Genomic DNA, 12,592 nt, shown 5'->3' on the forward strand with positions numbered 1-12,592 from the left:
ACGTCGGAAACGAGAAGGGGCGCGAGGCAGCAAGCCCCTCGCGCCCCGTGAAGAACGACCGTGATGTCCCGCGAAGCGCTCCGGTCAGGCCGCGCGGTCGTGCGCCGCGTGCACGTCCACGGGCTGCGTGGCGCGCGTGTCGGGCGTCCGGGGCTGCTTGCGACCGAAGGACAGCTTCTCCATGGCCGCGAACACCACCGGCACCACCAGCAGGGTGAGAAAGGTGGAGGTGATGACGCCGCCGATGACGGCGATGGCCATGGGGGCGCGGAACTCGGAGCCGGTGCCCGTGCCCACGGCGGTGGGCACCATGCCGATGGCCATCGCGGCGCTCGTCATCAGGATGGGACGCAGGCGACGGGGGCCGGCCTTGAGCAGGGCCTCGTCCACCGAGTCGCCCTCGCGCAGGTGGTGTAGCGCGCCGTCGATGAGGAGGATGGCGTTCTTGGTGACGAGCCCCATCAGCAGGATGACGCCAATCATCGCGCCCAGGCTGAGGTGGTAGTTGGTGACGACGAGCGCCAGGAGCGCGCCCACGAGCGCCAGCGGCAGCGACACCATGATGGTGAACGGGTGCTTGAGGGACTCGAACTGGCTGGCGAGCACCATGTAGATGAAGACGAACGCCAGGCCGAAGGCGGCGCCGAACGCGTCGTTCTGCTCATCCAGGCTCTTGATCTGCCCGTCGTAGACGATGGCGTAGCCCGGAGGCAGCGGCTTCGCCTCGATGGCGGTCTTCAACTGCTTGGCCACGTCACCCAGCGCGGCGCCCTTGGCCAACTGGGACACGACGGCCACCTGACGCTCGCGGTTCTCGTGCTCGATGACGCTGGGGCCGTCCTTCAGGGACACGTTCGCCACGTCCGTCACCTGGCGCAGCCCCCGGGGCGTGGACACCATCAACTGGCGCACGCGCTCCGGGTTGGCGCGGTCGCGCTCCTGGAGCCGCACGCGGATGTCCGTCTCGTCGGTGCCCTCGCGCAGCTTGGCGGACACGTCACCGTCGATGGCGAGCCGCAGCTGCGTCGCGAGCGAGGCGGCGGACAGGTCCACGTCCGTGGCGCGCGCCCGGTCGATCTGCACCTGGAGCTCCGGCTTGGCCGGGTTCGCATCCACGCGCACGTCGGACGTGCCCAGGCCGCGCAGGATGCCGGCGACGCGTTCGGCCTCCTCGTTGACGAGCTTCAGGTCGGGGCCCACCACGCGGACCATGATGGGGTACCAGTCGCCCAGGCCTTCGATGGAAGGCGGATCCGACAGGGTGACGGCGGTGGACACGAGGTTCGGGACGAGCAGCGCGCGGGCCTCCTCCTTGAGGACGGGGATGCCCTTGGTGCGCGCGTCCTTGGGCACCGTGAGCACGCGCATGCGCGCCTTGTAGACGTCTCCGTTGGGACCGACGGTGGTGTAGATGTCGGTGACCTCCGGAATCTGCTTGATGAGCTTCTCCGCCTCGGCGGCGCGCTCGGCCGTCTGCGCGAGGCTGGCGGAGTCCGGCAGCTGCAATTCGACGATGAGCTGCGAGCGGTCCTCCGCGCTCATGAACTCCGCGCCCAGCGTGCTGGCGGCGCCGAACGACAGCACCAGCGCCAGCAGGGTGAGCCCCGCGGTGGTCCACTTGTGGCGCAGCACCCAGCCCAGGATGCGGGCGTAGGTGTTCTCCGTGCCCTCCAGGAAGCGGCGCAGGCCCCGGAACACCGCGGCCTCCTGGTGCACCTCGCCCGGCTTGCGCGCCTTGGCGAAGCGGGCGGACAGCATGGGGTCCAGGGTGAAGGAGATGAACAGCGAGATGGTCACCGCCACGGAGATGGTGATGCCGAACTGCTTGAAGAACTGGCCCACGATGCCGGGCATGAACGCCACCGGGATGAACACCGCCACCAGGGACAGCGTGGTGGCGAGCACCGCGAGGCCGACGTCCCGGGTGCCGTTGGACGCGGCGCTCATCGGATCCTCGCCCTGCTCCAGCCGGTGGGTGATGGCTTCACGCACCACCACCGCGTCGTCGATGAGTAGACCGATGGCCAGCGACAGCGACAGCAGCGTCATCTGGTTGAGCGAATAGCCCAGCACGTACATCACGAAGAACGTGCCGATGACGGACGTGGGCAGCGCGAGCGCGGAGATGAACGTGCCGCGCGGATCCAACAGGAACATCAGGATGATGAGCACCGCCATCAGACCGCCGAAGATGATGGCGATCCACACCTCGTGGGTGTTGGCGCGGATGAGCTCCGACTGGTCGATGAGCAGCGTCGCCTGGAAGCCCTGCCCCACCACCGGCGTCATCTGCGCGAGCGTCTTCTTCACCGCGTCGCTGACGGCCACCGTGTTGGAGCCCGGCTGCTTGACGATCTCCAGCACCACGGCGTCGCGGGCGTTGAGGCGCGCGGTGGTGCGGCGCTCGGCGACGCCGTCCGTCACCGTGGCGATCTCCTCCAGGCGCACCTGCGCGCCCGTGGCGCTGCGGGCGACGGGCAGCATCCGCAGGTCGTCCACGCTGGTGAACTCGCCCATGGAGCGCACCGTCAGCTCATTGGGCCCCAACTGGAGGCGGCCCGCGGGCAGGTTGAGGTTCTCCGTGCCGATTCGCTGGGCCACCTGCGCGGGCGTGACGCCCACGGCGCGCGCCTTGTCCAGGTCGATGTCCACCTGCACCTCGCGCACGTCACCGCCGGTGATGCGCACCTCCGCCACGCCGGTGATTTGAGCGAGCGCGGGCTTGATGCGGTCATCCAGCAGCTTGCGCAGCGCCTGGGACCGCATGTCCGCGGAGACGGCGTAGGTGAGGATGGGCGTGGCGGACAGGTCCACGCGGCTGACGATGGGGGCCTCCGCGTCGGTGGGCAGCTTGTTGACCGCCTGCCCCACCTTGTCGCGCACGTCCTGCACGGCGGTGTCCAGGCTGGTGCCCAGGGTGAAGGACACGATGACGGTGCCCACGTTCTCGCGGCTGAACGAGTGGATTTTATCCACGCCGCTGATGCCGGCGACCGCGTCCTCCAGGGGCTTGATGACCTGGGTCTCGATTTCGCCCGGGCCCGCGCCCTTGTAGAGCGTGTTGACGACCACCACGGGGAAGCTGACGTCCGGGTAGAGGTCGGTGCCCAGGCGCTTGAGGCCCATCAGGCCCAGCACCACGAGCAGCAGGGACAGCATGGCCGTGAACACCGGCCGACGGATGGAAACGTCACTGAGAAGCATGGAGGACTCACGTCGCCGCGCGGACCGGCCGCGGCGCAAAGGGGCGCGAAGTGGCTACTTCACGGAGACGCGGGTGCCGGGCGACATGGCGGGGGTCGGGTAGTCCACCACCTGCTGGAGGACGGAGGCGGCCAGCACCACCACCTCGCGGTCGCGGCGCTCCAGCACCTGCACGTCCACGCGGCGCAGCGCACCGTCGTCGACGACGAGGACGTGGTCCCCGCTGGAGGAGGACACCGCCGTCAGGGGAATCACCTGCGCTTCGCGCAGGTCGCCCAGCTTGAGCATGGCGCGCGCCAGCGTGTGCGCCACGAAGCGGCCGTCCACGTTGGGCACGGCGATCTCCACCGGCACGCGGCGCGTGGTGGCGTCCGCGGAGGGAAGGATGGTGCGCACCACCGCGTCGTCGGTGGACGCGCCACCGCCCAGCGACACCACGCGCACCTTCGCGCCGGGCTTGAGCAGCGCGCGCGAGGACTCCGGCACCGTGGTGCGGAAGACGAGCGTGTCCAGCTGCTCCAGCGTGAAGAGCGGCGTGCCCGGGGCCACCGTGGCGCCCGTCTGGTCCGGGGATTCGATGAGCGTGCCGTTGAAGGGCGCCTTCAGGTCGTGCCGGCGGCGCGACGCGCGGGCCTGGGCCAACTGCGCCTTCGCGGCCAGCACCTGCGCCTGGGCCTGCGCGGCGGCGGAGGCGGCGCCGCGGTGCTGCTGCTCGCTGATGCCGCCCCCCGCGCTGAGCTTCTCGCTGCGCTCGGCCGAGTCCTTCGCGATGGAGGCACCGGCCTCCGCGGCGGCGACCGCGGCCTCCGCGCCGGCCACCTGCGCGTCGACGATTTCAGGGTTCAACTGGGCGATGACGTCGCCCTTCTTCACGGCCTGCCCCTTGTGGGCGCGCACCGACTCCAGCCGACCGCCAACCTCGAAGCCCACCTGGAGGCCCTGGGCGGGGAACAGCGTGCCCGTCACCTCCTCGGACGCGGAGGCCTGTTCGCCCCGGGGGGTGACGACCTTCACGGCCGTGGGGGCCTTGGCGGTGGCAGCCTTGTCGGCGGCGGGGGCCTTGTCGGCGGTGGCGGGAGGCGCGGAGGCGTCCGCCTTGTCGCAGGCGGTGAGCGCGAGCGCGGCGGCCACGCCCACGGCGGCGAAGGCACGGGAAGCGGAGGGCTTCGTGGACGATTTCACGGGCGTTTCCTTGGAGGACGGTGCGGGTTGGCCGCGCGGGCGTGACGCCGGCGCGTGGAAGGCGTGGAAGGGGTGCGGGCGGCGACGGGGGCTGGCGGCGCCGGAGGCAGCGTCCGCTCCGCGGGCAGCGGCTTGCTGCGCGGCGCGGTGCCCTCATGCATCAGCCGCTGGATGCCGGTGGCCCAGGCGGCCAGGTCCGGCTTGTGCGCAAGGCGCCCCATCTGCCGGGCCAGCAGCAGGTAGGTGCCCACGATGAAGGAGCCGAAGAGGCCCGGATCCACGTCCGGGTTCTCGCCGTGGTGGCCCTGCAGGTGGCCAAACTCCCGGGAGATGCGGTCGACCTCGCGGTCCACCAGGTCCCACATGACGGACTCGAAGGCGGTGCCCTGGCTGCCCACGATGAGCGCGGTGACGACCTGGCGGCTCTCCCACATGAGCTCCAGCATCTCCAGGTCGGACGTGGCCTCCATCCGCAGGAAGTGCTGGTAGCGCTCTGAACACGCGACGACGTCCGCGGGGCCCGGCTGGCCATGCTCCGCGCGGAAGTGCTCCATGCACGTCAGGCGCTTGAGGCTCACCCGCTCCAGCTCCTTCACGAACGCCTCCACGAGGCTTCCGAAGAGGCCCTCCTTGGAGGGGAAGTGCAGGTAGAAGGCGCCCTTGGACAGGCCGCACGCAGCGGTGATGTCCCCGATGCGCGCGCCCTTCACGCCCCGACGGGCGAACTCCGCCCGCGCGGCGTCGATGAGCGCGCTGCGAGCCTTCGGGTCGGCGGGGCGGGACATGACGGGCGCATTCCTAACCCGCTGGTCAGAAATAGAACAGTCGTGGCTGACCGCCGGGTCAGGAATCCGGAGGGCGTGTCGGCGGGGGGCGGAGGAGGGCGGAGCAGAGCGGACATGCCGGCGGGGCGTGGGCGGTGTCCCGGCGGTGCAGGTCCAGGATGGCGCGGGAGACGTCCGCCAGCTCGCGGCGGACCTCGCGGCGGGCGCCCTTCACGCGCTGGATGCGCATGTCGTCGTAGCTGGTTGTCTGGTGGCGCATCCAGGCGATGACGGCGGCCTCCGCGCGGCGTTCAATGGGGATGCGCTCCGTGCGGGCCACGGTGCCGCTGCCCACGGGGGTGGCGTGCCCGGCGACGAGGACGGCCATGCGCTTGGCATGGGGGAGCCACGCGGGGCTGAAGGCGAGGAAGCGCAGCACGGCGTTGGCGAAGTCGACCTCGTAGACCTCCTGCTCGCGCGCGCGGCGGTCGCGGCCCTGGGCCAGCTTCTTCGCGTATTCGGGGGTGGCGCGCTCCGATTCGAGCACCGCGCGGGCGTGGACGATGTGGGCCTCTGGCGCCCAGACGCCCCGGGAGAAGAGCTTGCGGCCCACCTTCTCCACCACGGTCCAGGTGGGGCCGGCGGCCTTCACGCGGCGGGTGAGGCCGGCGTCGCCGGGGGGAAGCAGGGCCCAGCCCTCGGGCACGGGGAGGAGGCGGCCGTCCTGGGCACGCACGCGGCGGGGGTCGGCCGTGGGGCCGACCGTCAAGGAATCAGGCATGGGTGGCTTTCGGGGGTCGGCTGCATAGCACGACCCTTCACACCCTGGTAAATGCCCCGGGTGCGCGCCGGAGTGACGGGGCGCGTGCGCGGAGGCCTCACTCTTCGTGGGAAGCGCTGGCATGTCCCTTCTCAGGCTCACGTTCCTCGGCACCTCCGCCGCGCAGCCCACGCTGCATCGCGGGCTCTCCGGCCTCGCGGTGAAGGCGGACGCGGACCTGCTCCTGTTCGACTGCGGTGAAGGCAGCCAGCGGCAGATGGTCCGCTTCGGCACGGGCTTCACGGTGGACGTGGCGTTCTTCACGCACTTCCACGCCGACCACTACCTGGGGATCATCGGCTTCCTGCGCACACTGGGGATGATGGGCCGCACCACGCCCATGCACCTCTACGGGCCCGCGCCGGCGCGGCGGCTCCTGCACCAGGCCGTGCACCTGGGACTGGAGTCCACGGCCTTCCCGGTGGAGATCCACGAACTGAAGGACGGGGACGTGGTGCGCCGGGGCGGCTACGCGGTGCACGCGGTGGGCGTGGACCACCGCATCCACGCGCTGGGCTACGTGCTGGCGGAGGACGACCGGCCGGGGAAGTTCCACCTGGAGAAGGCGCGCGCGCTGGGCGTACCGGAAGGGCCGGCCTTCGGGAAGCTGCAGAAGGGCGAAGCGGTGACGCTGGAGGATGGGCGCGTGGTGAAGCCGGAGGACGTGCTGGGCGAGGCGCGGTCCGGACGGCGGCTGGTGATTTCCGGCGACACGCGGCCGTGCCCCGCGCTGGTGCAGGCGTCGAAGGACGCGGACCTGCTGGTGCACGAGTCCACCTTCTCCGACGACGAGCAGGAGCGCGCGCAGGAGACGCGCCACTCGACCGCGCGCGAGGCGGGGCAGGTGGCGCAGTCCGCGGGCGCGAAGCGGCTCATCCTCACCCACCTGTCCAGCCGCCACGACACCGACCCCGGCAAGCTGCTCGCGCAGGCGCGCGAGGCGTACAAGGGGCCGGTGGAAGTGGCCTTCGACGGGCTCACCGTGGAGCTGCCGCTGCGCGACTGACGCACCGTCGCGCGAGCGGCGTCCCGGCGCACTACTCGAGCTTCTTCGCCTCGGCCTTCAAGGCGGCGGCGGCGTCCGGGTCCACCTTCTGGAGCAGCTCCCACTCCATCTCCGTGTCGCGCCGCATCTGGGAGTTGTTGGCGCCGGTCGAGGTCTCGCTCGGCGCCGACGGGCGGCCGTCGGTGTTGTCGGCGGCGCGGGACTCGGAGCGATCCTGGCGCCGGAACTCGATGGCGCTCTGGCCGGGGCCGCGCTCGTAGCCGCGCACCAGGTAGCGCGCGAAGGCAGTGCCCAGGGAGGAGGCGGCGCTCGTCTGGAGCCACTCCGTCTGCGCCTCGAAGCCTTCCTTGGTCTTCATCACGGAGAAGCCCTTCTCCTTCACCAGGGCGAGCGCCTCCGGCCACACCTCCGCGAGCGGCTTGCGGTAGACGTGCCCCTGGGCCTTGTCCTCCAGGTACGCCTGCTGACGGCGCGCGGCGCAACCGGTGAACGCGAGGGCGAGGGCGGACACCACGAGCAACGCCGCGGAACGGGACGACGACTTCAAGGGGTTCATGCTCCGGACTCCATGGAATGAAGACGACTCCTGAACATCCCCCGGTGCGAGGCCCTCCGCCAAGTGCCTGACGGTCTGGGGCGAAATGCCCCCCGGGCGGCAACCATTTTTTGGCGTGCCGGGACGCGTTGGCGCCATGCGTCCGGCGTCGCACATCCGCGCACGGGAGTCCGCCCACCGGGAGGACCGTAGGCCATGCTGGCGGGCGGCCATGATTCCCATCAGCGACGACAACCCGACCCTGCGCACCCCCGTGATGACCTACCTGCTCCTGGGGACCCTGGGGCTCGTCTGGGTGTTCTTCCAGGGCGCGGGCTTCAAGGTGGAGGCGATGGCCCGCAGCATCTGCGACCTGGGCCTGGTGCCGGGGGAGCTCACCGGACGGGCCCCGCTGGGACAGGCGGTGCCGCTGGGTGACGGGTTCGCCTGCGTGGTGGACGCGGACGCCATCAACTGGCTCACGCCGCTCACCTCCATGTTCCTGCACGGGAGCTGGGGGCACCTGCTGGGCAACGTGCTGTTCTTCTGGGTCTTCGGCAACAACATCGAGGACAGCATGGGGCGGCTGCGCTTCCTCGTGTTCTACCTGCTGTGCGGACTGGTGGCGGCGGCGGCGCACGTGGCGGTGGACCCCACGTCGCCGGTGCCCACGGTGGGCGCGTCGGGGGCCATCGCGGGCGTGCTGGGCGCGTACCTGGTGCTCTATCCGCGCGTGCGCGTGAACATGCTGTTCATCCTCTTCATCTTCATCCGCGTCATCCCCATCCCGGCCTGGGGCGTGTTGATCTGGTGGTTCGTGCTCCAGGTCATCACCGGCCTGCCGCAGCTCATGACGTTGCGACCAGAGGTGTCCGGCGGCGTGGCGGTGTGGGCGCACATCGGCGGCTTCGTGGCGGGCATGCTGCTCATCAAGTTGTTCGTGAACCCGCGCTACGCCTCGCAGCGCACGCTGTGGCGGCACCGGATGCATCCCAACCACCCCTGAGCGCATGCAGGCAGGGAGGCGGGCGCCCGGTGGTGGGGGGTGCGGACGCGGTGCATCGACCCGACATTCGAGGGTGATGTTCTTCGCGTCGTGAGGAGGCGGGCATGGGGGCGGACAACCAGTCGCAGGAGCTCTGCGTGCCAGCGGCCAGCGAGACCGGGCGCAAGCGGGTGCTCGTCCTGGGAGGCGGGTTCGCGGGGGTGTACGCGGCGCTGCACCTGGAGCGGCAGTTGGGGCGGCGGGACGACGTGGAGGTCACCCTTGTCAGCCGCGACAACTTCTTCCTCTTCACGCCCATGCTCCACGAGGTCGCGGCGAGCGACCTGAACGCGAGCGCCATCGTCATCTCGCTGCGCAAGCTGTTGCCGCACCTGTCGTTCGTGGAGGGCGACCTCACCGGCCTGGACCTGCACACGAAGACGGCCACGGTGGCGCACGGCGGGCTGGACGGTCACAGCCACACGCTGGCGTACGACTACGCGGTGCTGGCCATGGGCTCGGAGACGAACTTCTTCGGCAAGCCGGGCCCGCGCGACCACACGCTGACGATGAAGACGCTGGGCGACGCGATGCTCCTGCGCAACTGCCTCATCGACCGGCTGGAGGAAGCGGACGCGGACTGCATGACGGTGGGCGGGAAGAACCTCGTCGTCACGTTCGTGGTGGTGGGCGGCGGCTTCGCGGGTGTGGAGACCGCGGGCGCCATCAACGACTTCGTCCACGGCGCCCTGCCCTTCTATCCCAACATCCAGCACGCCAACGTGCGCGTGATGCTGGTGCATGGCGGCAAGGAGGTGCTGCCGGAGCTGGGCGAGGACCTGGGCGCGTACACGCGCAAGAAGCTCATCGAGCACGGCGTGGAGGTGCGCACCGGCATCCACGTGCAGGACGTGACGGCGACGGGCGTGGTGCTGCCAGACGGCACGCTGGTGCCCACCAAGACGGTGGTGTGGGCCGCGGGCGTCACGCCCCCGTCCCTCCTGGAATCACTGCCCTGCGAGAAGGAGCGCGGACGCCTCAAGGTGAACGAGCGCATGGAGGTGCCGGGCTTCCCGGGCGTGTGGGCGCTGGGGGATTGCGCGTCGGTGCCGGACCTCACCAACGGAGGCAAGCCCTGCCCGCCCACCGCGCAGCACGCGCTGCGCCAGGGCGTGGTGGTGGCGCGCAACGTGTGCTCCGCGCTGAAGGGACGGCCGGGCAAGGCGTTCCGCTACAAGATGCTGGGGCAGCTCGCGGCGATTGGCCGGCGCGCGGGCGTGGCGCGCATCCTGGGGCTGAAATTCTCCGGCACCTTCGCGTGGGTCCTGTGGCGCACCATCTACCTGTCGAAGCTGCCGCGCCTGGAGACGAAGGTGCGCGTGGCGCTGAACTGGACGCTGGACGTGCTCTTCCGCAAGGACGTGGTGCAGCTCATCGGCCCCCGGGAGTTGGATCAGCTCACGCTTCCGGCGTTCCCGCTGTCCAGCCGTCAGCAGGTGCGGCACCTGCAAGCGCTCCAGCCACAGCCGAGGCACTGACGCCCGGGCGCGCTCAGGCCAGCGGCGGCAGATGGGCGAGCAGTCGCTCCAGGTCGGGCTGGAGCTCATCCGGCGCAGCGGTGGCCAATTCCTCCGGAGAGTGCGTGCCCCACGTGACGCCGTAGGTCCGCAGGCCCGCGGCCCGGCCCGCGCGCAGGTCCAGCGTGGTGTCGCCCACCATCCACAGTCCTTCGGTGCCCAGCGCCGCGAGCGCGCGGTGGAGCACGTCCGGCGCGGGCTTGTGCGGAAAGCCATCCGTGCCCTGCACGTGGTGCAACAGCCCCTCCATCCCCAGCGCCTCCACGAAGCGCCGCGCCATGTCGCTGCGCTTGGTGGTGGCGACCGCCAGCAGGTAGCCGCGCTCGCGCAGCGTCCGCAGGGTCCGCTCCACGCCAGGGAAGGGCCGCGAGTGGTTGAGGAAGTTGAGCGGGTAGTGCTCGCGGTAGGCCGCGCAGAGGCCGGTGACGTGCTCGGGCGCGAACTGCGTGTACATCACGTCCAGCGGCTGGCCGATGAGGGCTCGCACCTCCGCGATGGAAGGCACCGGCAGGCCCAGGTGCGTGAAGCCGTGGAGGAAGCTGCCAATGATGTCCGGCAGCGAATCCACCAGCGTGCCGTCGAGGTCGAAGAGGATGCCACGGGGGCCCACAGTGTTCACGTGCCGCTGCATATGCCCTCTGGCGCTCCGGTGCACGCGTCCCGTGGGCTCGGTGCCTCCGGGCCTTGTCCGGACGACTGGCCGCCGCACCGCTCGTACGGCAGAGTGCCGCGCGCGATGCCCCGGGCCCGGTGCCCGGGGCGGATCGCCAAGGGCGGGTGCTCGGATGATGCGAGGACGTTTCGGTCGGACCCTGGGAGCGCTGCTCCTGCTCGTGGGCGCGGCGGCGGGCTGCTCCCGTCGCGTGCCAGAAGCGACGCCTGCGCAGGAGGCCGTCTCCGGCGCGCCGACGGTGTACGTGGCGAAGCGGATCCGCACGTTGGATGCGTCGCGGCCCGTGGCGCAGGCGCTCGCGGTGCGCGACGGGCAGGTGCTCGCGGTGGGCAGCCGGGAAGAGGTGCTCGCGGCGGCGGGCCCCGCGGCGCGCGTGGTGGAGCTGGGAGACGCCACGGTGGTGCCGGGCCTCACGGATTCGCACGGGCATCTGGCGGGGCTCGCGGCGGCGCTCGTGCGCGTGCGGCTGGAAGGCACCACGTCACGAGACGAGGTGCGTTCGCGTCTATCCAGCGCGCCGCCTTCCGCGTACCAGGGCGAGTGGCTGCTGGGCGGGGGCTGGGACCAGAACGACTGGCCGGAGAAGGCCTTCCCCACGCACGCGGACCTGGACGCGGCCTTCCCGAAGACGCCCGTGGTGCTGGGGCGCGTGGATGGCCATGCGCTGTGGCTCAACGGCGAGGCGCTGCGCCGAGCGCGCATCGACAAGAACACGAAGGATCCGCAGGGAGGCCGCATCCTGCGCGGCCCGGATGGCGAGCCCACTGGCGTGCTGGTGGACAACGCGATGGAGTTGGCGGACGCGGTGCTGCCCCCGCCCACGGAGGAGCAGCGCGCGGCGCGGCTCAACGCGGCGCTGGAGCACTGCGCGCGGGTGGGGCTCACCGGCGTGCACGACGCGGGCATGGACCTGAAGACCTTCCGGCTGCTCCAGCAGTGGGACAAGGAAGGCCGCCTGCCCCTGCGCATCTACGCCATGGCGGACGGACAGACGGCGGACCGCGAGCAGTACCTGAAGGACGGCCCCTTCCAGGGCAAGCTCCTGACGATGCGCGCGGTGAAGCTCACCCTGGACGGCGCGCTGGGCAGCCGGGGCGCGGCGCTGGGCGCGCCCTACAGCGACGAGCCTGCCCACCAGGGCCTGCTCCTGCTGTCGCCGGAGGAGTATGCCGCGCGAGTGCATGCCTTCGTGGGCCGCGGCTTCCAGGTGGCCACGCATGCGATTGGCGACCGCGCCAACACACTGGTGTTGGACACGCTCCTCAAGGAGATGGAGGCCACGGGGAACAAGGAGGGTCGCCACCGCGTGGAGCACGCGCAGATCATGCGCCCGGAGGACATCACCCGACTGGGCGCGAATGGCTTCGTCGCGAGCGTCCAGCCCACGCACGCCACCAGTGACATGCCGTGGGCCCAGGTCCGCGTGGGCCCGGAGCGCATCCAGGGCGCCTACGCGTGGCAGAAGCTGAAGGCCGCGGGCGCGGTGCTGGCATTGGGCAGTGACTTCCCGGTGGAGCGGCCGGACGTGCTCGCGGGGCTGTACGCGGCGCGCACGCGGCAGGACGCCAGCGGGCAGCCTCCGGGTGGATGGCAGCCCGACCAGCGCCTGAGTGGCGAGGAGGCGCTGGAGGGCTTCACGGTGGGCGCGGCGTATGCGTCGTTCGCGGAAGGCAAGCGGGGCCAGTTGAAGCCAGGCCAGGACGCGGACTTCGTGGTGCTGTCGGTGGATCCGGTGGACGGCCCCGCGGCGGACCTGCTCACCGCGCAGGTGCGCCTGACGGTGGTGGCGGGCCGCGAGGTGTTCCACGCGGCCGCGCCGTAGCCGGGACGTCCTTGCGAGGCGGAG

General features: G+C 71.2%; 10 protein-coding genes. 4 read left to right on the forward strand and 6 right to left on the reverse strand.

The genetic code is table 11. From position 1 onward, the window contains the following. Positions 1-84: 84 nt before the first annotated feature. From OV208_RS34500 to OV208_RS34515, 4 genes are read right to left on the reverse strand one after another with little or no spacing between them, the layout of a single operon-like run. A complete protein-coding gene (locus OV208_RS34500) occupies positions 85-3,204 on the reverse strand; it encodes an efflux RND transporter permease subunit (protein ID WP_267578183.1) in 3,120 nt (1,039 codons plus the stop codon). A gap of 54 nt (positions 3,205-3,258) precedes the next feature. Beyond that, positions 3,259-4,386 (reverse strand): efflux RND transporter periplasmic adaptor subunit, encoded by a 1,128-nt coding sequence (locus OV208_RS34505; RefSeq protein WP_267578184.1) that lies wholly within the window; start codon positions 4,384-4,386, stop codon positions 3,259-3,261. After that, positions 4,383-5,171, reverse strand: coding sequence for a TetR/AcrR family transcriptional regulator (locus tag OV208_RS34510; protein WP_267578185.1), 789 nt, complete (start codon positions 5,169-5,171; stop codon positions 4,383-4,385). Before OV208_RS34510 ends, OV208_RS34505 begins: the two co-directional genes overlap by 4 nt. 58 nt (positions 5,172-5,229) lie before the next feature. Beyond that, complete coding sequence (locus OV208_RS34515; protein ID WP_267578186.1) at positions 5,230-5,931, reverse strand: DUF2293 domain-containing protein; 702 nt, start codon at positions 5,929-5,931, stop codon at positions 5,230-5,232. A 121-nt stretch (positions 5,932-6,052) separates the two neighbouring features. Between OV208_RS34515 and rnz the strand changes: the two genes are divergently transcribed. Beyond that, a complete protein-coding gene (rnz, locus tag OV208_RS34520) occupies positions 6,053-6,976 on the forward strand; it encodes a ribonuclease Z (protein ID WP_267578187.1) in 924 nt (307 codons plus the stop codon). Positions 6,977-7,007: 31 nt separating this feature from the next. Here rnz and OV208_RS34525 read toward each other — a convergent pair whose 3' ends face one another. Next, on the reverse strand, positions 7,008-7,532 hold the full coding sequence (locus OV208_RS34525) for a hypothetical protein (protein ID WP_267578188.1): 525 nt from the start codon (positions 7,530-7,532) through the stop codon (positions 7,008-7,010). A 211-nt stretch (positions 7,533-7,743) separates the two neighbouring features. Between OV208_RS34525 and OV208_RS34530 the strand changes: the two genes are divergently transcribed. Continuing rightward, positions 7,744-8,517 (forward strand): rhomboid family intramembrane serine protease, encoded by a 774-nt coding sequence (locus OV208_RS34530; RefSeq protein WP_267578189.1) that lies wholly within the window; start codon positions 7,744-7,746, stop codon positions 8,515-8,517. A gap of 104 nt (positions 8,518-8,621) precedes the next feature. Next, entirely contained in the window at positions 8,622-10,034 is a 1,413-nt protein-coding gene (locus OV208_RS34535; RefSeq protein WP_267578190.1) for an NAD(P)/FAD-dependent oxidoreductase, read from the forward strand. Positions 10,035-10,047: 13 nt separating this feature from the next. Here the strand turns inward: OV208_RS34535 and OV208_RS34540 are convergent, their stop codons facing one another. Continuing rightward, positions 10,048-10,704, reverse strand: coding sequence for an HAD family hydrolase (locus tag OV208_RS34540; protein ID WP_267578191.1), 657 nt, complete (start codon positions 10,702-10,704; stop codon positions 10,048-10,050). Between the two features lie 154 nt (positions 10,705-10,858). Between OV208_RS34540 and OV208_RS34545 the strand changes: the two genes are divergently transcribed. Continuing rightward, positions 10,859-12,568, forward strand: coding sequence for an amidohydrolase (locus OV208_RS34545; RefSeq protein WP_267578192.1), 1,710 nt, complete (start codon positions 10,859-10,861; stop codon positions 12,566-12,568). Positions 12,569-12,592 lie beyond the last annotated feature (24 nt).

Origin of the sequence: Corallococcus sp. bb12-1 (assembly GCF_026626765.1) — a bacterium.
Taxonomy (GTDB): domain Bacteria; phylum Myxococcota; class Myxococcia; order Myxococcales; family Myxococcaceae; genus Corallococcus; species Corallococcus terminator.